This is a genomic window from Streptomyces cahuitamycinicus (assembly GCF_002891435.1).
Classification (GTDB): Bacteria; Actinomycetota; Actinomycetes; order Streptomycetales; family Streptomycetaceae; genus Streptomyces; species Streptomyces cahuitamycinicus.
In genome coordinates, this window is sequence record NZ_POUC01000004.1 from 23275 (window position 1) to 44819 (window position 21545).

The 21545-nt window shown below is 71.2% G+C and carries 23 protein-coding genes; 3 read left to right on the top strand and 20 right to left on the bottom strand.

Going from position 1 to position 21545, the window contains the following annotated elements:
* Positions 1–97 precede the first annotated feature (97 nt).
* A complete protein-coding gene (rpsB, locus tag C1J00_RS01130) occupies positions 98–1045 on the bottom strand; it encodes a 30S ribosomal protein S2 (RefSeq protein ID WP_102907145.1) in 948 nt (315 codons plus the stop codon).
* 273 nt (positions 1046–1318) lie between these two features.
* Here rpsB and C1J00_RS01135 point away from each other — a divergent pair, with 273 nt between their 5' ends.
* Positions 1319–1891, top strand: a complete 573-nt coding sequence (locus tag C1J00_RS01135) for a M23 family metallopeptidase (protein ID WP_102907146.1) — start codon at positions 1319–1321, stop codon at positions 1889–1891.
* 302 nt (positions 1892–2193) lie between these two features.
* On the opposite strand, the gene C1J00_RS01140 is transcribed toward C1J00_RS01135, so the two are convergent.
* The 17 genes from C1J00_RS01140 to C1J00_RS01220 all read right to left on the bottom strand — a co-directional run bounded on the left by C1J00_RS01140 (position 2194) and on the right by C1J00_RS01220 (position 15145).
* A complete protein-coding gene (locus C1J00_RS01140; protein WP_062929307.1) occupies positions 2194–2751 on the bottom strand; it encodes a TetR/AcrR family transcriptional regulator in 558 nt (185 codons plus the stop codon).
* 93 nt (positions 2752–2844) lie between these two features.
* Positions 2845–3687: an RNA polymerase sigma factor WhiG gene (whiG, locus tag C1J00_RS01145; protein ID WP_102907147.1), complete on the bottom strand. Its 843-nt coding sequence runs from the start codon at positions 3685–3687 to the stop codon at positions 2845–2847.
* Positions 3688–3958: 271 nt separating this feature from the next.
* On the bottom strand, positions 3959–5119 hold the full coding sequence (dprA, locus tag C1J00_RS01150; RefSeq protein WP_102907148.1) for a DNA-processing protein DprA: 1161 nt from the start codon (positions 5117–5119) through the stop codon (positions 3959–3961).
* Positions 5116–6741, bottom strand: coding sequence for a YifB family Mg chelatase-like AAA ATPase (locus C1J00_RS01155; protein WP_102907149.1), 1626 nt, complete (start codon positions 6739–6741; stop codon positions 5116–5118). Before C1J00_RS01155 ends, dprA begins: the two co-directional genes overlap by 4 nt.
* Positions 6742–7143, bottom strand: coding sequence for a YraN family protein (locus C1J00_RS01160; RefSeq protein WP_102907150.1), 402 nt, complete (start codon positions 7141–7143; stop codon positions 6742–6744).
* Between the two features lie 85 nt (positions 7144–7228).
* Positions 7229–7537: a DUF2469 domain-containing protein gene (locus C1J00_RS01165; RefSeq protein WP_003993268.1), complete on the bottom strand. Its 309-nt coding sequence runs from the start codon at positions 7535–7537 to the stop codon at positions 7229–7231.
* A 56-nt stretch (positions 7538–7593) separates the two neighbouring features.
* Positions 7594–8118, bottom strand: coding sequence for an NUDIX hydrolase (locus tag C1J00_RS01170; protein ID WP_102907151.1), 525 nt, complete (start codon positions 8116–8118; stop codon positions 7594–7596).
* The gene (gene lepB / locus C1J00_RS01175) at positions 8108–8887 is read right to left on the bottom strand and encodes a signal peptidase I (protein WP_102907152.1); all 780 of its coding nucleotides are present in this window, start codon (positions 8885–8887) and stop codon (positions 8108–8110) included. The genes C1J00_RS01170 and lepB (C1J00_RS01175) overlap by 11 nt, the downstream gene beginning before the upstream one ends.
* A gap of 51 nt (positions 8888–8938) precedes the next feature.
* Positions 8939–9901 carry a signal peptidase I gene (gene lepB, locus C1J00_RS01180; RefSeq protein WP_102907153.1) on the bottom strand — a complete coding sequence of 321 codons (963 nt, stop codon included), beginning with the start codon at positions 9899–9901 and terminating at the stop codon, positions 8939–8941.
* Complete coding sequence (gene lepB, locus C1J00_RS01185) at positions 9789–10880, bottom strand: signal peptidase I (protein ID WP_102907154.1); 1092 nt, start codon at positions 10878–10880, stop codon at positions 9789–9791. The genes lepB (C1J00_RS01180) and lepB (C1J00_RS01185) overlap by 113 nt, the downstream gene beginning before the upstream one ends.
* Positions 10873–11598 (bottom strand): signal peptidase I, encoded by a 726-nt coding sequence (lepB, locus tag C1J00_RS01190; protein WP_102907155.1) that lies wholly within the window; start codon positions 11596–11598, stop codon positions 10873–10875. Before lepB (C1J00_RS01190) ends, lepB (C1J00_RS01185) begins: the two co-directional genes overlap by 8 nt.
* 45 nt (positions 11599–11643) lie before the next feature.
* On the bottom strand, positions 11644–11994 hold the full coding sequence (rplS, locus tag C1J00_RS01195; RefSeq protein ID WP_030852073.1) for a 50S ribosomal protein L19: 351 nt from the start codon (positions 11992–11994) through the stop codon (positions 11644–11646).
* 134 nt (positions 11995–12128) lie between these two features.
* Positions 12129–12962: a tRNA (guanosine(37)-N1)-methyltransferase TrmD gene (trmD, locus tag C1J00_RS01200; RefSeq protein WP_102907156.1), complete on the bottom strand. Its 834-nt coding sequence runs from the start codon at positions 12960–12962 to the stop codon at positions 12129–12131.
* Entirely contained in the window at positions 12963–13505 is a 543-nt protein-coding gene (gene rimM, locus C1J00_RS01205; protein ID WP_102907157.1) for a ribosome maturation factor RimM, read from the bottom strand.
* An 81-nt stretch (positions 13506–13586) separates the two neighbouring features.
* Positions 13587–13826 carry an RNA-binding protein gene (locus tag C1J00_RS01210; protein ID WP_005479813.1) on the bottom strand — a complete coding sequence of 80 codons (240 nt, stop codon included), beginning with the start codon at positions 13824–13826 and terminating at the stop codon, positions 13587–13589.
* Positions 13827–13828: 2 nt separating this feature from the next.
* Complete coding sequence (gene rpsP / locus C1J00_RS01215; protein ID WP_102907158.1) at positions 13829–14248, bottom strand: 30S ribosomal protein S16; 420 nt, start codon at positions 14246–14248, stop codon at positions 13829–13831.
* Positions 14249–14542: 294 nt separating this feature from the next.
* Positions 14543–15145 carry a hypothetical protein gene (locus tag C1J00_RS01220; RefSeq protein ID WP_031107038.1) on the bottom strand — a complete coding sequence of 201 codons (603 nt, stop codon included), beginning with the start codon at positions 15143–15145 and terminating at the stop codon, positions 14543–14545.
* Between the two features lie 627 nt (positions 15146–15772).
* Between C1J00_RS01220 and C1J00_RS01225 the strand changes: the two genes are divergently transcribed.
* Both C1J00_RS01225 and C1J00_RS01230 read left to right on the top strand, forming a co-directional pair.
* Complete coding sequence (locus C1J00_RS01225; protein ID WP_102907159.1) at positions 15773–16627, top strand: methyltransferase domain-containing protein; 855 nt, start codon at positions 15773–15775, stop codon at positions 16625–16627.
* A gap of 136 nt (positions 16628–16763) precedes the next feature.
* Positions 16764–17366 (top strand): hypothetical protein, encoded by a 603-nt coding sequence (locus C1J00_RS01230; protein WP_102907160.1) that lies wholly within the window; start codon positions 16764–16766, stop codon positions 17364–17366.
* 77 nt (positions 17367–17443) lie between these two features.
* Here C1J00_RS01230 and ffh read toward each other — a convergent pair whose 3' ends face one another.
* Positions 17444–18994, bottom strand: a complete 1551-nt coding sequence (gene ffh / locus C1J00_RS01235; protein ID WP_102907161.1) for a signal recognition particle protein — start codon at positions 18992–18994, stop codon at positions 17444–17446.
* 80 nt (positions 18995–19074) lie between these two features.
* Positions 19075–21522: a [protein-PII] uridylyltransferase gene (locus tag C1J00_RS01240; RefSeq protein ID WP_102907162.1), complete on the bottom strand. Its 2448-nt coding sequence runs from the start codon at positions 21520–21522 to the stop codon at positions 19075–19077.
* Positions 21523–21545: the final 23 nt, after the last annotated feature.

Below are 21545 nucleotides of genomic sequence, written 5' to 3' on the forward strand. Positions count from 1 at the left end.
CCGCTGACCTACGGGTGAACGACGGGAGCGGACTTCACCGCGCCGAGGGCGCTGGTGGATGCGGTACCGCTCCCGCCGTCACCACGGGACTGACGGGTCAGGCCTGCTCGGCCTCGGCCGGCTTCTCGCCCTCGGCCGGCTTCTCGGTCTCGGCAGCGGGGGCCTCGTCGGCCGGAGCGGCCTCGGCGGCGGGGGCAGTCTCGGCGACCTCAGCGGCCGGAGCAGCGTCAGCGGCGGGGGCGGCCTCGGCGGCGGGGGCCTCGTCGGCCTTCTTCTCGCCCTCGAGCAGGTCGCGCTCCCACGCGGCCAGCGGCTCGCCCGCGGCCTTGTCGCCCTTGCCCTCGGTGGCGACACCGGAGCGGGAGATGAGGCCCTCGGCGACCGCGTCAGCGATCACACGGGTGAGCAGGGTGACGGAGCGGATCGCGTCGTCGTTGCCCGGGATCTTGTAGTCGACCTCGTCGGGGTCGCAGTTGGTGTCGAGGATCGCGACGACCGGGATGTTCAGCTTCCGGGCCTCACCAACGGCGATGTGCTCCTTCTTGGTGTCCACGATCCAGACGGCGCTGGGCACCTTGGACATCTCGCGGATACCGCCGAGGGTCTTCTCCAGCTTGGCCTTCTCGCGGGAGAGGACCAGCAGCTCCTTCTTGGTGAGGCCGGAAGCGGCCACGTCCTCGAAGTCGATCTGCTCGAGCTCCTTCAGGCGCTGCAGGCGCTTGTAGACGGTCGAGAAGTTGGTGAGCATGCCGCCCAGCCAGCGCTGGTTGACGAAGGGCATGCCGACGCGGGTGGCCTGCTCGGCGATGGCCTCCTGCGCCTGCTTCTTCGTGCCGACGAACATGACCGTGCCGCCGTGGGCGACGGTCTCCTTGACGAACTCGAAGGCGCGGTCGATGTACGACAGCGACTGGAGCAGGTCGATGATGTAGATGCCGTTGCGCTCCGTGAAGATGAAGCGCTTCATCTTCGGGTTCCAACGACGGGTCTGGTGACCGAAGTGGACGCCGCTTTCCAGCAGCTCCCGCATCGTGACGACGGCCATGGCCGTATCTCCTTGATTTTCTCGGTTGTGCCGCGGACGCCGGACGGCCTCCGCGCCTGACGCCCACTGCGCGCCGTTCCACCAGGGACCGAGGGGCGCTGACACGGGCCCGTTGCCGGGGTTCGTGTCGGGGCGTGCGAAGTCGACCCGATGGCTCGGGTCGCCACCAGAAGTGTACGGGACCCGTGGGGTGCCGGGTGACGCCGTTGTCCACAACCGCGCACCCGCCCACAGCCGGGAGCGGCGGCACCGGCGCTCCGGGACGCTTTCCGCATGCGAGCGAACCGATGTGCACGCCTGTGTGCACGCCTGATCCTGCTGCTGATCGTCACGGCGGCGGCCCTGCTGGCCCCGCCACCACCGCTGTTCGCGGCGGACGCGCCCCCCGCGGACGCCACCGTGCCGGCGATCGGCCGCACCTGGCCCGTCGGCTTGCGTCCCCGGGTCCTGCGGGGCTGGGAGCCCCCGGCTACGCCCTACGGCCCCGGCCATCGGGGGGTGGATCTGACAGCGCCCGCGGGCACACCGGTTCGAGCGGTGACCGCGGGCCGGGTCTCCTTCGCGGGCCGGGTGGCCGGCAAGGGAGTCGTCTCGGTGGACCTCACGGGGACGGGTGATCCGCCCTTGCGCACGACGTACGAACCGGTGACGGCGACGGTCGAGGAGGGCGAGGAGGTGGAACCGGGCGAGGTGATCGGCACGGTGGACGCGAGCGGCTCGCACTGCACGGCGGCCCCGTGCGTCCACTGGGGACTGCGCCGCGGCACGGTGTACTTGAACCCGCTGTCGCTGCTGCCGCCATGGCTCCTGCACAGAGGCCCGTCGAGGCTGCTGCCGCTCGCCTGACTTTCCGCGGATGGCCGCTCGCCTGACTTTCCGCGGGTGGCCGTGCCCTGACTTTCCGCGGGTGGCCGTGCCCTGACTTTCCGCAGGCGAGCGTGCCCTTCGGGCCGGCACGGCCCGCTGTCGCTGCCGCCGCCATGGCTCCTGCACACGCGCCCACCGAAGCTGCTGCCGCTCGCCTGACTTTCCGCGGGTGGCCGTGCCCCTCGGGTCAGCACGGGTGGCCCTGTCGGCACCCCGCCCCGCCGGCTGCGGGAGGGGCACTCCTAGCCCCGGACCCACCGCCGGCTACGGGACGGCGCCTCCTAGCCCCGGACCCCCCGCAGAGCCATGGAAACCGCCGCATCGACAATGGCGGCCGGTTCCTCCGCGGCTCCCAGCTCGATCCTCCGCACGGCCGCGTCCACGACCCCCTGCAACAGCATGGCCGCCAGCCGGGGCTGCGCGTGCCCCAGCTCGCCCAGCGCCTCGACGATCATCGCGACCAGTCCGCCGTGCGCCGCCCTGATCTTCTCCCGCGCTCCCGCGTCCAGCTCACTCGCGGAGATCGCGACCACAGCCCGGTGTCTCCGGTCCCCGACCAGTTCCAGTTGCTGCCGTACATACGCCTCGACCTTGGCCTCGGCCGTGCCGGCCCGCTCCATCGCCGCCGACACGTCCGCCGCCCAGACCGGGAAGTCGACCTCGCACAGTTCCTCGACCACGGCCGCCCGCGACCGGAAGTACTCGTAGACGGACGATCGCGCGAGGCCCGTCCGCTCGGCGAGGGCCGGGAAGGTCAGCGCCTCCGTACCGCCCTCGGACAACAAGGAACGAGCCGCGTCCAGCAGGGCGGCTCGCTGCATCGACCGGTGCTCGGCCACGGAGGCCGCTCGAATCCTTGGCACGTCAACACTCTACGGACGCGGCCCGCCGTACGGGAGTGGTTGATGCCGAACCGAGGGCATCCGGCCTGGTCAGCGGCCGAAGCTCGCCAGCTTCGCTCTCAGCTGCAGCACTGACTTGGTGTGGATCTGGCTGACCCGGCTCTCGGTCACACCCAGCACGTTCCCGATCTCGGCCAGGGTGAGGCCCTCGTAGTAGTACAGCGTGACCACGGTCTTCTCCCGGTCGGGCAGCGTGTTGATCGCCCTGGCCAGGAACCTTCTCAGCTCCCGGTCCTCGGCGACCTCGACGGGGTTGTCGGCGGTGGTGTCCTCCAGCGTGTCCATGACGCTGAGCCCGTCGCCGCCCTCACCGCTCCCGTGCAGCAGCTCCTCCAGGGCCACCACGTTGGCCAGCGACAACTGACTGAACACCGCGTGGAGTTCCTCGACGGCGATGCCCATCTCGGAGGCCACCTCACCCTCGCTCGGAGTCCGCCGCAGCCTGGCCTCCAGCGTGGCGTACGCACGCTCGACGTTGCGCGCCTTCTGCCGCACCGAGCGGGGGATCCAGTCCAGCGCCCGGAGTTCGTCGATCATCGCGCCGCGGATCCGGGTGATCGCGTACGTCTCGAACTTGATCTCGCGGTCGACGTCGAACTTCTCGATCGCGTCGATCAGTCCGAACACTCCGGACGAGACGAAGTCCGCCTGCTCGACGTTGGACGGCAGGCCCACGCTGACCCGTCCCGCGACGTACTTGACGAGCGGCGAGTAGTGCAGGATCAGCTGCTCCCGCAGCCGCTCGTCCCCCGTCGCCTTGTACGACCGCCACAGCTCGTCGAGCGTCGAGGGAGCGGGCGGCCGCACGCTGCCACCGTCACGGGCGGCTGGGGGGATCGCCGCCCGGTCGGACCCGGAGGTGTGCTGGGGCATTCGTCGCCTTGTGCCGTTCTGCTGCGGAGTGGTGCTGCTGAGATGAGCTGTCTGTCTGATGTCGAGTTGCCTGTCCGTGTCGGGATCCTCGTGAGCGTAGCGTGACTGCGGAGTCGCGGTGCGCGAAGGGAGGAGGCCAAGGCGGGCGCAGATACGTTCCCGAGGACGTCCCGCCGGGGCGTCGCGGTGGCCCGGTGTGATCACCCGAAGGCTCAACTGGGCGCATTTCCAAGGGTTGTCGGGATTCCCCCGGACGGCCGAACGGGCACGGTCAACCCGGCCCTCGGCCGTCGCGGACCGACATCACCGCCTGGCGTGTCAACTTCCAGCCGTCGCCGTGTCGTTCGACGTAACCGAGTGCTCGGAGTTCGTACAGTCTCGCGATCGCGTCGTCCTGTGCGGTCTGTGCGGAGCGAGCGATCTCGTCCGGCCGGGCCGCCCCGCGCCCGGGCAGTGCGGCGAGTACCTGCCGGGTGGCCGGTTCCAGCAGGTCCCGGGGCAGGACGGGGCCGCGCCGGTCGGGGGCCAGCTCTCCGATCTCGCCGACCAGTTCGACGACGTCCGCGACGTCGGTGACCAGGACGGCCTCCCCGCGCAGCAGATCGTGCACGCCGGCGGAAAGCCCGCTGGTGGCGGGCCCCGGCACGCCCATCGTGTGCCGGCCGAGGCGCTGTGCCGCCCGCGCGGTGACCAGGGAGCCGCTGCGGTGGGCGGCCTCGACGACGACCGTGCCGCGGGTGAGTGCGGCGATCAGTCTGTTCCGCAGGATGAACCGGCTCGGGGTCGGGTGATCACCGGGTGGCAACTCACCGATCACCAGCCCCTGTTCGGCGATCCTGTTGATCAGCCGGGTGTGGCCGCGGGGGTAGGGCCGGTCGACGCCGCAGGCGAGGACGGCGACGGTGGCGCCGCCGGCTCCGAGCGCTCCGCGATGGGCGGCACCGTCGACTCCGTAGGCGCCGCCGGACACCACGACCCAGCCCTGCTCCGCGAGGCCGGCGGCGAGGGTCGCGGCCATGTGCGCCCCGTACTCGGTGCAGGCCCGGGCGCCGACCACGGCGACCGACCTCAGCGCCCACATCCGCAGACTGGGCCGCCCGCGCACCCACAGCGCCAGGGGCCGTGCATCCCCCAGATCGTCGAGCTGCCCCGGCCACTCGGCGTCGCCGGGAGACACGAACCGCACTCCGGCGTCCCGGGCGGCCTCCAGATCCCGTCGTGGCCGGGCGGCCTGCGCCCTGGCCACCAGCCCGGCCCACCGTGTCCCGCTCACACCCGGCAGCGGGGGCCCGCCCTTCGCGAGCCGCCGCACCACCTCCCCGACACCGAGCTCCCGGACCCACCGCCCGCCGACCTCGTCGCCGGGCTCGATGACACGGGTGAGCAGGACCCGGCCGAGCAGCTCACCGCCCGGTTCACCGGCGATGCTCATGTCAGCGCCCCGATGGCCATGGGGACGCCTCGCGGCACTCCGGTGCGCAGCTGGAGCGCGAGGGCGACGTCCGTGGCGTCGGGCCGGTCGTGGCCGACGAGGTCGGCGACGGTCCAGGCCACCCGTAGGACGCGATCGAGGCCGCGGACGGTGAGGACGCCCCGCTCCAGGTTCCGCTCGGCCTCGTCCATCGCGCCCGGCACGGCATACCAGCGGTTGCGCAGTTCACGGCCCGGCACCTCGCTGTTCGTGCACCAGGGGGTGCCGGCGAGGCGGCCCGAGGCCCGTTCCCGGGCCGCCCTCACCCGGTCGGCGACCGTCGCGGTCGACTCGCCCCTGGCGCCGGAGGCGGTCAGCTGGGTGCGGGTGACGCGGTCCACCTCGACACGCAGGTCGACCCGGTCGAGCAGCGGGCCGGAGAGCCTGGCCTGGTAGCGGCGGATGGCCGAGGGCGGGCACTCGCACAGGTCGTCTCGCTGTGAGAACCGGCCGCACGGGCAGGGGTTGGCCGCGAGCACCATGAGGAACTTCGCGGGGAAGCGCACGACTCCCGCACTGCGCGCGATCACGACGTGCCCCGCTTCCAGCGGCTGCCGCAGCGCGTCCAGGACATGGCTGCTGAATTCCGGCGTCTCGTCCAGGAACAGCACCCCGCGGTGGGACAGCGACACCGCGCCGGGCCGGGCGACGCCCGGGCCACCGCCGACGAGTGCCTGCATGGTGGCCGAGTGGTGCGGGGCGCAGTAGGGGGCGACGTCGATCAGCGGCTTGCCCGGGGGCAGCAGGCCCGCCACCGAGTGGACCGCGGTGACCTCAAGCGACTCCTGCCGGCCGAGCCGGGGCAGGATGGTCGGCAGCCGCTCGGCGAGCATCGTCTTGCCGGCGCCGGGCGGTCCTTCGAGGAAGAGATGGTGCCCGCCCGCCGCGGCCACCTCCACGGCTGTGCGCGCCGAGGTCTGCCCGACGACATCGGCCAGGTCATGGCCGTGGTCGTGCCGGGCAGCGCCGACGCTGGGCATGCCCGTGGCCGCGCCGGTCCCCGGCATGCGCAGCCCGGCGAGCAGGGGGTCCGGGCGGCCCTGCTCGTCCGGATCCTCGTCGGGCACCGGTTCGTCGGCCAGGATGGCGATCAGCTGCCGCAGGCTGCGGACGCCCAGCACCGACACGCCGGGCACGAGGGACGCCTCGGCGGCGGCGCCCTCCGGGACCACCACCTGCTCGTACCCGGCACCGGCCGCGGCCAGGACGGCAGGCAGCACTCCGCGCACCGGCCGCACCCGACCGTCCAGCCCGAGTTCGCCGATCATCACGATGTCGGCGAGGACGCGCGGGTCGATGCGCTCCGCCGCGCCGAGGACCGCCGCCGCGACGGCCAGGTCGAATCCGCTGCCGGACTTCGGCACGGAGGCCGGGCTCAGGCCGACGGTGAGCTTCTTCTGCGGCCAGGCCGCGCCCGAGTTGACGACCGCTGCGCGTACCCGGTCCCGGCTCTCCGTGAGGCTCTTGTCGGGCAGCCCCACCAGGGTGAAGGCCGCGACGCCCGGTTCCAGGTCCGCCTGGACCTCGACGACCACGCCCTCGACGCCCACCAGTGCGACCGAACACGTACGGGCGAAAGCCATTCAGGCCACCCCCCGCACATGCTCGACCACGGCGGCGCCCCGGGCGGGCAGCAGCACGCCGACCAGGTCGATGCGGACTCCGCCGGGCGGTGCGCCTCCGTGGGCCTGGATCCACCGCTCGGCCAGGTCCCGCAGCCGCTCCGCCTTCTGGGGGGTCACGGCCGCCATCGGATGCTCGAAGGGGCCCTCCCTGCGGGTCTTCACCTCGCAGACGACCAGGACGTCCCCGTCCCTGGCCACGATGTCGATCTCGCCGGTCCGGCCGGAGCGCCAGTTGCGCTCCAGGATCGCCAGACCGGTCTCGGCCAGCCGCCGCGCGGCCAGGCTTTCTCCGTACTTGCCCATGGCACTGCGTGCCAGATGTGCGGTCATGTCGGCACCACCTCCGGTGCCAACGATCAGCCGTCCGCCGCCACGAAGTGGATCTTGGTGGACAGCTCGGCGGCTGTGGACAACCTCGTCACCCTTCGGGGTGACCGGGTGGGCATCACCCGCTCGGCAGCTCCAAATCGCTCTTGTTCAGCTCCTCGATGTTCACGTCCTTGAACGTGAGGACCCGGACCTGCTTCACGAACCGTGCCGGCCGGTACATGTCCCACACCCAGGCATCCGCCATGGACACCTCGAAGAACACCTCACCCTGGACCGAGTGCACCTGCATCTCATAGTCATTGGTCAGGTAGAAGCGCCGCTCGGTCTCGATCACGTATTTGAACAGACCGACGACATCGCGGTACTCCCGGTAGAGCTTCAGCTCCATCTCGGTCTCGTACTTTTCGAGGTCCTCGGCGCTCATGGCATGTTCCCCTTCAGCCGTGCGATCCCCCCATTGTGCGCCAGTCCCGTGAGCCCCTAGACGATTTCCGGGTCAAGGATCACAGGCCTGGCCGGGGGACCTTCGTCGAGCAGCGTGTGCAGCAGCCCGGCGAGTCTGGTCGGATACACCGTCTCATGTGCCCGGCTCAGTTCCGGACACGTCCACCAGCGCGCTCCGGCGACACTGCGCCGTTCCAGCTCGGTCAGTCCGGTGGCGGCCACCTCCGTACGGTCCGTGCGGGCGAGGTAGTACCACTCGTCCTGGTCCCAGCGGCGTCCGGCGAAGGGGAAGGAGCACCTTCGCCGCCACAGAACCGGGCCGAGCTCGACCTCGGTGATGCCCGTCTCCTCGGTGAGTTCCCGCAGGGCGGCCTGCTCACGGGTCTCGTCGCCCTCCACACCCCCGCCGGGGGTGAACCACCAGTCGTCGGCCGGATCGTCCGGCTCGTGCCCGTGGAGGAGCAGGATGCGGTCCTGCGGGTCGAGCAGCACGACCCGGGCGACCTTGCGCAGCCCGCCCGCGTAGGTGTCCTCGCCCGTTTCCGCGGCCTCAGCGGGCACCTGTGGGCTCCGCACTCCCCCGCCGGGCCCGGGCCGCGCCCGCGCGCTTGGCGACGGGCCCGTAGGCGCCTCCGCCCAGGACGAGCACGGCGCCGGCGATCACAAGGAAGGTGATCGTCCGCAGCGGGCCGGGCGAGGAGAGGGTGCTGAGCGCCTCGAAGCCGGTGGGGCGCTCCAGCATGCCCTTCATGGGCCAGACGACGGCGTCGACGCGTGCGTCCACGGCGGTACGCGCCACTGTGCCATTGGCGGCGTCGGTCAGGTGGGCGGTGGAGTCCACGGAGTTGCCACGCTCGTCGCCGAGCAGGAAGAGGCGGCCCTCGGGGACGGTCACGGTCGGGAAGTTGCTCATTTCGGCCGGTGTGCCCTTGGGCAGGTACGTTTCGTCGATCTCCTTGCCATTGACCTTCAGCCTGCCGTCCTGGCAGCAGGAGACCGTGTCGCCTCCGACGGCGACCACGCGCTTGACCATGGGCGCGTTGGCCCAGGTCGCGTCCTTGAAGACGACGACGTCGCCGCGGCGCACCTCGCCGCCGTCGACGCGCTGCGCCAGGATCCTGTCGCCCGCGTCGATCGTCGGTGTCATCGAACTGGTGGGGACGGTGTACGGCCGGTAGACCACCGCTCCCCAGGCGAACCCGCCGAGGAACAGCACAAGGCCCAGTGCGACGGCCAGCCCGGACAACCGCTGTCCGGTCCGGCTGCCCACCGGGCCCGTCCCTGAGCCGCCGCTGCGCGGGGCCGTGTGCGTCATGCTCTCGCCACCCATGGGTCCGCACCCTACCGGGGGGTACCGGCCAGGGTCAGCCCATGGCCGGGATCACCGCTTCCGGCGACGCCAGAGCACCACCGGCACCACACCGAGGAGCGCGATCCCCTGCGGCGCGACCGGCAGGCCCGCCGCGTTCGGCTGGGCGTTCAGACCGGACTGGTCGAAGGTGTCCGGCACCGGCAGGGTGCCCCAGCGGTTGATCGGCCAGGCGACGACGACGGCGCGTCCGACGACGTCCTTCACCGGGACCATGCCGTGGTTCTTGTCGGACTGGTTGTAGCGGGAGTCCCGCGAGTTCTGCCGGTGGTCGCCCATGACCCAGATGTAGCCCTCGGGGAGCTTCACCTTGAACTGGCCGCCCTGGTCGTCGGCGCTGCACGGCGTGTTGCCCGCGTAGACGTAGGAGCGCTCGTCCAGTGCCTTGCCGTTCACCGTGAGCGGGCCGGTGCCCTTGCACTCGATGGTGTCACCGCCGACGCCGACGACGCGCTTGATGAGGTCCTTCTCCTCCGCGGACGGCATGAGGCCGATCCAGCTGAGGAAGGTCTGCAGGGCGTTCGGGTCCGTGGTCGGCTCACCGGCCAGCCAGTTGTCCGGGTCGTGGAAGACCACGACCTCGCCGCGCTCGGGCTCGGAGCCGAACCAGGGGGTGAGTTTGTCGACCAGGACGCGGTCACCCTGCTGGAGGGTGTTCTGCATCGAGTCGGAGGGGATGGAGAAGGCCTGCACCAGGAAGGTCTTGATCAGCAGCGCCAGCACCAGCGCGATACCGATCAGGATGGGCAGCTCCTTCCAGAAGGAGCGCGGCTTCTTCGGTGTCCGGGCCGGTCCGCCCGGCCCCTCGTCATCGGCTGTCGTGTGTTCGTCCGTCACCCTGCCGTCCTCGGCTGCCCCGGAGTCACTCCCGGAGGTCACGGCGCTGTCCGCGGCCGGGACGGCGGATTCCGCGGGGCGTCCGCGATGCTCCTCGCCGTCGTGTCCGGACCGTGCGCCAACCGCCACATCCCCCACGCCAACTCCTCACTCTGTGCCGCCGCCTGCCCCACACACGGCGCAGGCCCACCACTCCCATAACGAGCGGGAGTTCCGCAGGGGTCGGGAGCTGGATCGTTCCGTTCGAATCGTAAGGGGCAACCCTATGCGACAGTCCGGGAGCAGCGGTCGACCCGGTGGCCGAGTCGGACACGGAGGCGTACGTATTCGGTTCCTCCAGCATGTTCCAGTGCCCGAAGGGCCAGGCGATGACCATGGCGCGGCCCACCACCTCGTCCTCGGAGACGGTGCCCCCGTAGTCGGTGTCCTGGTGGGCGCGGGAGTCCGCGGAGTTGTTCCGGTGGTCGCCCATCACCCACAGCCGCCCCTGGGGGACGGTGATGTCGAACGGCGTGTCGGACGGGGCGATGCCGGGATACAGGTAGTCCTCGACCAGCGGGACGCCGTTGACGGTCACGCGCCCCTGCGTGTCGCAGCACTTGACGCGGTCGCCGCCGACGCCGACGACCCGCTTGATGAGGTCCTTCTCGTTCTCGGACGGCAGCAGGCCGATGAAGGTGAGCCCTTCCTTGACCTGTTTGATGACGACGGGGTCGGCCTTCTGCGTGGTGGGCTGCTCGTCCTGGAGCCAGCCGCCGGGGTCCTTGAAGACGACGACGTCCCCGCGCTGCGGCTTCGAGCCGAACCACGGGGTGAGTTTGTCGACCAGGACGCGGTCGCCGATCTGGATCGTCTGCTCCATGGAGCCGGACGGGATGACGAAGGCCTGCACGAGGAACGTCTTCAGCACGAGCGCTATCAGGACGGCCACGCCCACGAGGAGCGGTATCTCCTTGACGGCACCTCGCCTGCGGCGCCGCTTGACCTTGCGCTGGAGCTTGCGCCGCTCGGCGCGTGTCCGGCCACTGGAGGCGCCGGCGGCGCGCCGGGCGCCGGTGGGCAGCAGGTTCTCCGCTGGGCTCGCGGGGACGCCACGCGGTTTGCCGCGGTTACCCATGGGCGCCCGCCCTTCCGGCGGCGGGCACGCGCGCGTAGGCGTCGGGGCGGTGCAGCCGGGTGGCGTGGCCGAAGGGCCAGATGATCCAGTCGGCGCGTCCGATGACGTCGCCGACGGGGATCATGCCGCCGCCCGGCGAGCCGAGGTGGTCGCGGGAGTCGCTGGAGTGGCTGCGGTGGTCGCCGAGGACGAACAGGGTGCCGCCGGGCACGACTACGTCGAAGGGCACGGCGGACGGACTGTCGCCGGGATACAGGAAGCCCGACTCGTCAACCGGCCGGCCGTTCACCTGGATCCTCCCCTCCCTGTCGCAGCAGAGCACGCGGTCTCCCCCCACACCGGCAACGCGTTTGATGTAGTCCGCGTGCCCGAAGTACCCGGTCCCGTCGAACACGACGATGTCTCCCCGCTGCGGCACGGCACCGAAACGGTACGCCAACTTATTTACGAGAACCCGGTCCCCGATCCTCAATCCCTGCTCCATGGATCCGCTGGGGATCTGGAACGGGCGCAGCACGAACGTGCTGAGCAGCAGCAGGAAGAGCAGGCAGACGAGCAGCGTGAGAGTGATCCGGCCGCCCGGGATCCAGGCACTGACACGCGACACCAACGCGAAACGCGACCGGTCCTCCGACCCTGCGGCCTCCGAGGTGGTTCCCTCGGATGCGGAAGGGCGGGAGGAGCGGTCGCGCTCCGTCGGCTGTGCTTCGGTGTCCATCGGAGCCAGATGCTATCCGGCCCCGGCATGAACCCCGGAGAGCGCTCAGTTCTCGCGCTTCTCCTTGATCTTCGCGGCCTTGCCGCGCAGCTCGCGCAGGTAGTACAGCTTGGCGCGGCGGACGTCACCCTTGGTGACGAGCTCGATCTTCTCCACGATCGGGGTGTGCACCGGGAAGGTGCGCTCGACGCCGACGGAGAAGGAGACCTTGCGGACCGTGAAGGTCTCGCGCACGCCGGAGCCCTGGCGGCGGATCACGACGCCCTTGAACTGCTGCACACGGGAGCGGTTGCCCTCGATGACGCGGACGTGGACGTTGACCGTGTCGCCCGGGCGGAAGGCGGGGACGTCGCTGCGCAGCGACGCGGAGTCGACGGTGTCGAGCAGGTGAGACATTTCGTCTGCTTTCCTCGCTGATGCCACAGGTCATCAACGGAAACTAGGTGTATCGGGATCAGGTGTGTGCGGTCGGGCGGACGTCGTCTCCCCCTGTGGCAGGGGCGCACGCCGGACGGACGCACAACAGCTGGCTATTCTTCCACGCCGTCGGTCCTGCGCCAAAATCGGCCGTACGGCTCCCCCGCCGGGTCGGGTGCCCAGCCGAGGATGGAGAGCATCTCGCGGTCCTTCTTGTCGAAGGCCTTGGGGTCGCACCGCTCGATGAGGTCGGGCCGGTGGGCGGTGGTGCGCTTGAGGGCCTCGTCGCGGCGCCAGCGGGCGATCTTCCCGTGGTGGCCGCTGAGCAGCACGTCGGGGATGTCCCGGCCGCGCCACTCGGGCGGCTTGGTGTAGACGGGCCCCTCCAGCAGGCTCGCCATCGCGCCGGGCGCGAAGGAGTCGTCCCGGTGGGACTCGGCGTTGCCCAGGACCCCGGGCAGCAGCCGCGCCACGGCCTCCGTGACGACGAGGACGGCCGCCTCGCCGCCGGCCAGCACATAGTCGCCGATGGACACCTCGTAGACCGGCATCCGTATCGCGTACTCGTCGACGACGCGGCGGTCGATGCCCTCGTAACGGGCCGGCGTGAAGATCAGCCAGGGGCGCTCGGAGAGGTGGACGGCGAGTTCCTGGGTGAAGGGTCGGCCGCTGGGCGTGGGCACGATGAGGGCCGGCTCGTTGGAGCCCGTCTCGTAGCCGTCGGCCAGGACGGAGTCCAGCGCGTCCCCCCACGGCCCGGTCTTCATGACCATGCCGGGGCCGCCGCCGTACGGGGTGTCGTCGACGGTGTTGTGGCGGTCGTAGGTCCACGAGCGCAGGTCGTGGACGTGCACGTCGAGCTGTCCCCGCGCGCGTGCCTTGCCGACGAGGGAGACGTTCAGCGGTTCCAGGTACTCGGGGAAGATCGTGACGACGTCGAGGCGCATCTACGGCTCTTCCCGGCTGGACGCGATCTCGGCGCGGTCGTCGATCAGGCCGGGCGGCGGGGTGATGACGGCCCTCTGCTCCTCCAGGTCGATCTCGGTGACGATCTCCTCGACGAAGGGGATCAGCACCTCGCCGCCGTCGGGGCGCTCCACGATGAACAGGTCCTGCGAGGGCAGGTGGGAGATCTCCGTGATCCGGCCGACCTGGGTGCCGTCCGCGGTGACCACGTCGAGGTCGATGAGCTGGTGGTCGTAGTACTCGTCGTCGTCCTCGGGGCGTTCCTCGGGATCGACCTCGGCGATCAGGAGTGTGTTGCGCAGGGCCTCGGCGCCGCTGCGGTCGCTGACGCCCTCGAAGCGCAGCAGGAGGCGGCCGCTGTGGACGCGGCCCGTCTCGATGGTGAGCGGTCCCGTGGTGGCGGGATCGGTGGCGAGCACGGCACCGGGGGCGAGCCTCAGCTCCGGCTCGTCGGTCCGTACCTCGACGGTGACCTCACCCTTGATGCCATGGGCACGGCCGATCCGTGCGACTACCAGCTGCACGTGTCCAAGTCTCCTGTCATACAGCGACGGGCCGGGGACGGCCCTCAGGCCCTCCCCGGCCCGAGCCGGTTGCGATAAGCGTCAGCGGACGTGATCCACGTCGACGAGGTCGACGCGGACTCCGCGACCGCCGATGGCGCCCACGACGGTACGCAGGGCGCGTGCGGTGCGGCCGTTGCGGCCGATCACCTTGCCGAGGTCGTCCGGGTGGACCCGGACCTCGAGCACGCGACCGCGGCGCAGGTCGCGCGAGGCGACCTGCACATCGTCAGGGTTGTCGACGATGCCCTTCACGAGGTGCTCGAGAGCCTCCTCGAGCATGCTCAGGCCTCGGTCGAAGCGGACTCAGCGGCGGCGTCGTCCTTCTTCTCAGCCTTCTTCTTCTGGGTGATCGCCTCACCCTTGCCCTCGTCGTCGCCGCCGATGGCCTCGAACGACGGACGCGCGGCCTTCTCCGGCTGCGTCAGCAGCGGAGCCGGGGCGGGCTCGCCCTTGAACTTCTGCCAGTCGCCGGTCTTCTTGAGGATGGCCATCACGGGCTCGGTCGGCTGCGCGCCGACACCGAGCCAGTACGCCACACGCTCGGCGTCGACCTCCATCACCGACGGGTTGTACGTCGGGTGGTACTTGCCGATCTCCTCGATGGCCCGGCCGTCACGGCGGGTACGGGAGTCGGCGACGACGATGCGGTAGTGAGGCGAACGGATCTTGCCCAGACGCTTCAGCTTGATCTTGACTGCCACGGGAGTGGGTTCTCCTGGTTTTGACGTGGTTGGGCACGGCGGAAATGCCGCGTGGGGTTGCGGTACCCGAGTGCCCGATGGACGCGTCAGCCGGAGGCGAGAGGGTTCCTGTGCGGCTGTCGAGTACAGCTAGCCATTGTGCCACACCCCGGGGGCCGCTCCGGGCCGGGGGCCTGCTCCGGTGCGCGGGCATGCCGACGGCGCACCCGGCGTGGCGGTGAGACACGACGGGTGCGCGACACGGCTCGAGCCCCGCGCCGACGACCGGCAGCCACGAGATGCCGGTGGAGGGCCTCAGCTCGCTACCGCTCCGACGACGTCCGGGATCCGGAACGGCTTGCCGCAGCCGCCGCAGACGATCGGGGCCTGGGCGAGGACCGACGGGACGACCCGGACGTTGCGGCCGCAGTCGCACACCGCCTTGACACGGACGCCGCCGCCGGAGGAGCCGTGCCGGGCGGCCGGCCCCCGGAAGGTACGGGAGGTGTCGGAGGAGGTCGCGGCGGTGTGCGCCTTCAGGGCGCGCTGGAGACGCTCCATCGTCGGGCGGTAGCGCCGCTTCGCCTCGGGGGTGAGCGTGACCAGGGAGAAGCCGCTGCTGGGGTGCGGTTCCTCGGGGTGGTCCAGGCCCAGCTCCTCGGCGATCGCGAGGAATCTGCGGTTGTGGTAGCGGCCGGCACGGGAGGTGTCGCGGACGCCGCGCGAGGCGGCGATGCCATGGACTGCCTCATGGAGCAGTCGCTCGAAGGAGAGTTCGTGACCGCACGCGGACGACGACTCCCCGATCAGGGACTCTGGCGCGGCAAGGTCGGGCAGCTCGGGGTGGTACCGCTGGATGTCGGCCCACGCCTGTGCCAGCTCTGCGGCGAGAACAGGTGGTGTCTGTGTCGTGCTCACGTAATGACAACGAGCCGGGGTGCCTCAGTGTTCCGATTCCGGGCCATCCCAAATAATTTGCACGTACCCGTCAGTTGCCTCTGATGCGTCCCGACGAGGGCGGGTGCGCTGATCTGTGGAGAAGCCACGCAGCTCACCACAAGGTGGTGCGTAGTCCCGCGTACGCCCGTCCGTCTTGCGCCACCGCCCTCAGACGAGGCCCTTCAAGCCGCCCTCTGCATCGGCGCGTAGTGGACATCCGCATGCCGGGGCACCAGCGACGCAGGTACGCAAGAGGGGTTTCGGCCGCCTTGCGCCCCACGCGGTCAGCGCGTGCGACGAAGGAGCAAGCGGGTGCGACGACCGCGACGTTACCGGGGACGTCGTCGACGTCCGGCACCGCCCCGTCCTCGGCGACCGGACGGGGTGAGAACGGGTGCCTCGGCCATGGCGGGATGGTACGTGCCCAGGTTGCCGGAATGTGAAATCTCGCCATAGGCACATGACAACTCATAAGCACTGCCGCATTCCACTGGACGACAGGTCGAGGGGGGAGTTTCCTGGCATACGGGGGTAGTGCGAGCGCACTGTCACGGGGGCCATGGAATCGGGCAAGAGGCAACTCTCGGCGGATTGGGGCGCTTACTTATGACACCTACGCTCGTGCGGCAGCACCTGCCTCACGCGGGGGCCGCACCCCGCGTGGACCTGCGTGCACGCGCGCGTGACTGGTCCGAGATCCAGGAGCGGATGCTCGTACCGCTCTACGAGGCCGTCTACGAGCGACTGGAAGTGGGTCCGGCCACGCGGCTGCTCGGCCTCGGCTGCGGTTCCGGACTCTCCCTGCTGATGGCCGTCGCCCGGGGAGCGGCGGTCACCGGTGTCGACGCTTCCCCCGAAAGAATGGCCCTGGCGCGGGAGCGGCTGCTTCCCGGGACGCCGGGTACGCGGTCGGGCCAGGACGCCCGGCTGGTCGACGGCTCACCCCGGGACACCGCGGTGCCCGGCGCTCCCGGGTACACCCTGGTGACCGCCTTCGAGCCGATCGGGTGCCTGGCGGGCGACTCGGAGGGCCTGGGCGGGCTGCTCGCGGAGGCGACGCCGCTCACGCAGCGCGGTGCCGCCGTGGTGCTGGCCGGCTGGGGTCCGCCGGAGCGCTGCGCCACGGCGTCCGTGATGCGGGTGGCCACGAAGCTGGCGGAACCGCTGCGCGCCTCGGGCAGCTGGCGTCCGGCCTGCCGCGACGATCTGGAGGACGTCGCCCAGCGGGCCGGGCTCAGGCCGGACGGTTCGGGGCGGGTGGCGTGCCCCTTCGGCTACGCCGATGTGGACAGCGCGGTGCGCGGCCTGAAGTCGACGGGCCTGTTCGACGCGGCGATGACGGCGACGGACCAGGTGCAGGTGGACAAGGAACTGACCGAGGCCCTGCATCCGCACCGGCGGCAGGACGGCACGGTGTGGATGCCGAATGTGTTCCGGTATCTGATCGCCCGGACTCCCTGACGAACGGGTTTCCGATGCAGGTGTGAATGGTGTGAAGAAGGCACCATGGGGTGCTTTTGATTTCACCAAGTAGATCATGAACGCCTAATGTGATCCACCGCTCGAGTGATCTACACATCTGCATACAGGAGCTGCTGTGCCGCACCACCAGACCGCGCTGCGCCTCGTCGCGCCCGTCGCCGTCCTCGCTCTGACGCTCACCGCCTGCGGGGGCGGCGACGACACCGCCGACGCGAAGAGCGCGGGCACCGCCCAGGCCAAGGCCTCCCCGTCGCCGGAGCCCACCTCCGGCGGCGAGATGGGGACCGGCGAGAGCGCGACGGGCAAGGTCGCGGAGGACCCGGGCGAGGTCACCTACGAGGTGCTGGCGCAGAAGGTCGACGTGGGCACCGAGGCGGAGGCGGCGAAGGCCGTCTCGGAGCCCGACAAGGTCAAGGGCAAGGTGCTGGCCGTCGCGCACCTGAAGTACACGCACAAGAGCGGGCCCGCCCTCACCGACGGTTCCGATGTGCACGACGGCACCACGGTCTTCGCCGACGGGCAGCGCGGCACCGTCCTGATCGGCGCGTCCGAGGACGCGGCGGGCTGCGAGGACCCGTACGACGTCGACAGCTGGAAGCAGGGCGAGAGTCATGTCTTCTGCGAGACCTACGTGATCCCGGCGAACGCCAAGAGCGTCGAGGTCCACTGGTCCGAGGAGGACGGCGAGCCGTTCATCTGGAAGTTCCCGAACGGCTGACCGGCCAGCCGCCGGCACAACCACTGAGGGCGCCCTCCTGGTCAGGGGGGCGCCCTCAGTGCGGTTCGGACGGGCCGTCAGCCCATGAACTTCTTGAACTCGTCGGGGAGTTCGAAGTCCTTGCCGCCCTGCTGCGGGAGTCCGAAGGCGCCGCCGCCCTCGGCCGCGGCGGCCCGGCGTGCGGCCTCCTCCTGCTCCTGCTGCTTGCGCTTCATCGGGTTGCCGGAGCGCTGCTTGCCCTTGGCCTGCTTCTGCTTCTTCTTCGCCCGCCCGGGGCCGCCACCCATGCCCGGCATCCCCGGCATCCCGGGCATGCCGCCGCCCTGGGCCATGCGGGACATCATCTTGCGGGCCTCGAAGAACCGCTCGACCAGGTTCTTGACCGCGCTGACCTCGACGCCGGAGCCCTTGGCGATACGGGCGCGGCGCGAGCCGTTGATGATCGTCGGCTCCTGGCGCTCGGCCGGGGTCATCGACTTGATGATGGCGGCCGTGCGGTCGACGTCCCGCTCGTCGAGGTTGTTGATCTGGTCCTTCATCTGGCCCATGCCCGGCAGCATGCCGAGCAGCTTGGAGATCGAGCCCATCTTGCGGACCTGCTCCATCTGGGCCAGGAAGTCGTCCAGGGTGAAGTCCTGGCCCTTCTTGGACGCCAGCTTGGAGGCCATCTTCTCGGCCTCTTCCTGGCTGAACGTCTTCTCCGCCTGCTCGATCAGGGTGAGCAGGTCACCCATGTCGAGGATGCGGGAGGCCATCCGGTCAGGGTGGAAGGCGTCGAAGTCGTCGAGCTTCTCGCCGTTCGACGCGAACATGATCGGCTTGCCGGTGATCTGCCGGATCGACAGGGCCGCACCACCGCGGGCGTCACCGTCGAGCTTGGAGAGCACCACGCCGTCGAAGCCCACGCCGTCGCGGAAGGACTCGGCGGTGTTGACGGCGTCCTGGCCGATCATCGCGTCGACGACGAACAGGATCTCGTCCGGGGAGACGGCGTCGCGGATGTCCGCGGCCTGCTGCATCATCTCCTGGTCGATGCCGAGGCGCCCGGCGGTGTCCACGATCACGATGTCGTGGACCTTCGACTTGGCGTGCTCGATGGAGTCCTTGGCGACCTTGACCGGGTCACCGACGCCGTTGCCCGGCTCGGGGGCGTAGACCGCGACACCGGCGCGCTCGGCGACGACGCTGAGCTGGTTCACGGCGTTGGGGCGCTGGAGGTCACAGGCGACGAGCAGCGGCGAGTGGCCCTGCTCCTTGAGCCAGCGGCCGAGCTTGCCCGCGAGGGTGGTCTTACCGGCACCCTGCAGACCCGCCAGCATGATCACAGTCGGGGGCTGCTTGGCGAAGCGCAGACGACGGGTCTCGCCGCCGAGGATGGTGACCAGTTCCTCGTTGACGATCTTGAGGACCTGCTGGGCCGGGTTCAGCGCCTTGCTGACCTCGGCACCGAGGGCACGCTCCTTGACGTTCTTGATGAACGTCCGGACGACCGGAAGGGCCACGTCCGCCTCAAGGAGCGCGATCCGGATCTCGCGCGCCGTGGCGTCGATGTCCGCCTCGGAGAGCCGTCCCTTGCCGCGCAGGTTCTTGAAGGTCGCTGAGAGGCGATCGGAAAGAGTATCGAACACGGCGCTCGCGGTCCTCGGGGTCGGTGGCTAAGGTAATCGCCCTCCAGGGTATCCCGGCGTGACAAGTCGCCGGGTCGGCCTCACCCCCGCAGTGTCTCCTCAAGCTTCCGCGCCACCGCCGCCGCCTCGTCCCCGGGCAGGGGGGCGCCCTCCGGGCCGGTCACATAGAAGGCGTCGACGGCGTTGGCGCCGAGCGTCGAGACATGCGCGCTGCGCACCCGTACGCTCGCGTCCTCCAGGGCGCGGCCTATGCGGAACAGCAGGCCCGGAGCGTCCTGGGAGCGGACCTCGATGACCGTGGCCAGCCGGGAGGCGGCCGGGTGGACGGACACCCTGGCCGCGGGGGCGATCACGCCCCGCCGGCGCGGATAGGCCGCGTCCCGTTCGGCGAGGCGGCCGGCGATGTCCAGGGAGCCGTCCAGGGCCCGGACGAGGTCCGAGCGCAGGCGGGCGGCCTGCGGCAGGGAGCCGTACTCGGCGGCGACCCGCCAGTCCAGCAGCAGGACGGAGCCGTCGACGCCGTCCGGGAGGTGCAGGGAGCGCAGCTCGGCGGTGCGTACGGTCAGCCGGTGCATGGCGAGGACACCGGCCACCGCGGGCAGCACTCCGGGCTGGTCGGGGACGGCGATGAGCAGCTCCACGCCGAGCGGCTCGGGATAACCGGACGGCTCCTGCCCGGCGGGCGGCTCGGTCTGGGCCCGCAGGGCGAGCACGGGGCTGCCCGTGGCGGCCGCCTCCAGGGCGAGCCGCTCCTGCTCGGCGGTCGGTGCGGCCTCCTCTGGGTCGTCCGGGGTGTCTCCGGCGAGCACCGCCGCAACCCGCTTGACCAGGTCGGCGACGAGCGAGCCGCGCCAGGACGACCAGGCGGCCGGGCCGGTCGCGAGGGCGTCGGCCTCGGTGAGCGCGTGCAGCAGCTCCAGGGTGCCCTGGGAGCCGACGGCCTCTGCGACGGAGCGCACGGTGGCCGGATCCTCGAGGTCGCGCCTGGTGGCGGTGTCGATGAGCAGCAGGTGGTGGCGTACGAGGATGGCGACGACGGTCACGTCGTGGCGGTCGAAGCCGATGCGGGCGGCCACGTCCTTGGCGATGATCTCGCCCGCCACGGAGTGGTCGCCGGGCCAGCCCTTGCCGATGTCGTGCAGCAGCGCTGCGACCAGCAGCAGGTCGGGGCGGCTGACCCGGCGGGTGAACTCGGAGGCGCGCACCGCGGTCTCGATCAGGTGCCGGTCGACGGTCCACAGGTGCACGGCGTTGCGCTGCGGGCGGCAGCGCACCCGTTCCCAGTCGGGCAGCAGCCGGGTGATCAGCCCCTCGGCCTCCAGCGCCTCCCACACCTCGATGGTGGGGCGGCCGGAGCCGAGCAGGGTGACGAGCTGTTCGCGGGCCTCGGCGGGCCAGGGCGTGGGCAGCGGGCGCACGGTGGCCGCCAGGCGCCGTACGGCGTGCAGGGAGAGGGGCAGTCCGGCCTGTGCGGCGGCGGCCGCGGCGCGCAGCGGCAGCACGGGGTCGCGCTCGGGGCGCGCGGCGCGGGCGAGGACCACCTCGCCGTCCTGCTCCACCACGCCCTCGGCCAGCGGGGACCGCTCGGTGGTCGGCTTTCCGCCGCCCAGCATGGCGCGCAGCCTTGGCCGCACGGCGCGCGAGCGCAGCACGCGCCCCACCTCGCGCCAGGTGACGTCGCTGGCGTACGAGATCAGCCGCGCCGCCTCGTACACCTGCCGCAGCAGCGTGTCCGCGTCGAGCAGGCCTAGTTCGGCTGCCACCTGGTCCTGCTCCTGGAGCGCGAGCCGGTCGGTCGCGCGCCCGGTGGCCAGGTGCAGTGCGTCCCGGACGTCGAGGAGCCGGCGCCGGGCATCGGCCAGGCCCTCGCGCGGGGCGTCGGCGAGCCAGGAGGCGGCGACGGCCCGCAGGGCGGTGGCGTCGCGCAGGCCGCCGCGGGCCTCCTTCAGATCGGGCTCCAGCAGGTACTGCAGCTCGCCCTGGCGCTCGGCGCGCTCGGCGCAGAGTTCCTGGAGTTCGGGGAGGCGTCTGGGCGCCTGGTTGCGCCAGTCGGCCAGGACGGCGGTGCGCAGCGAGGCGGTGAGGCCGAGGTCACCGGCGATGTGCCGGGCGTCCAGGAGGCCGAGCTGCACCTTGAGGTCCTCGCCCGCGGTCTTGCGGGCCTCGGCCGGTGTGCGGACGGAGTGGTCGAGGTCCAGGCCCAGGTCCCAGACGGGGTACCAGAGCCGGTCGGCGAGGGTGGCGACGGCCTTGGTGTCACTGCCGTCGTGCAGCAGAAGCAGGTCGAGGTCGCTGCGCGGGGACAGCTCACCCCGTCCGTAGCCGCCGACGGCGACCAGTGAGGCACCGCGCAGCCCATCGGCGCCGGCCGCGAACAGGCCGGTCAGCCAGTCGTCGGTCAGTTCGGCCAGGGCCGCACGGCGCGGCGGCCCGGACCGCGCCTCCTCGGTGAGGAGACGCAGCCGGGCCGCCGCGTAGCCGCTGGGTCCCGAGTCCTCTGCTTCCTTCTGCACGTCCGTACCCGTCACCCGGCGACTCCTGTTCTGTTTGC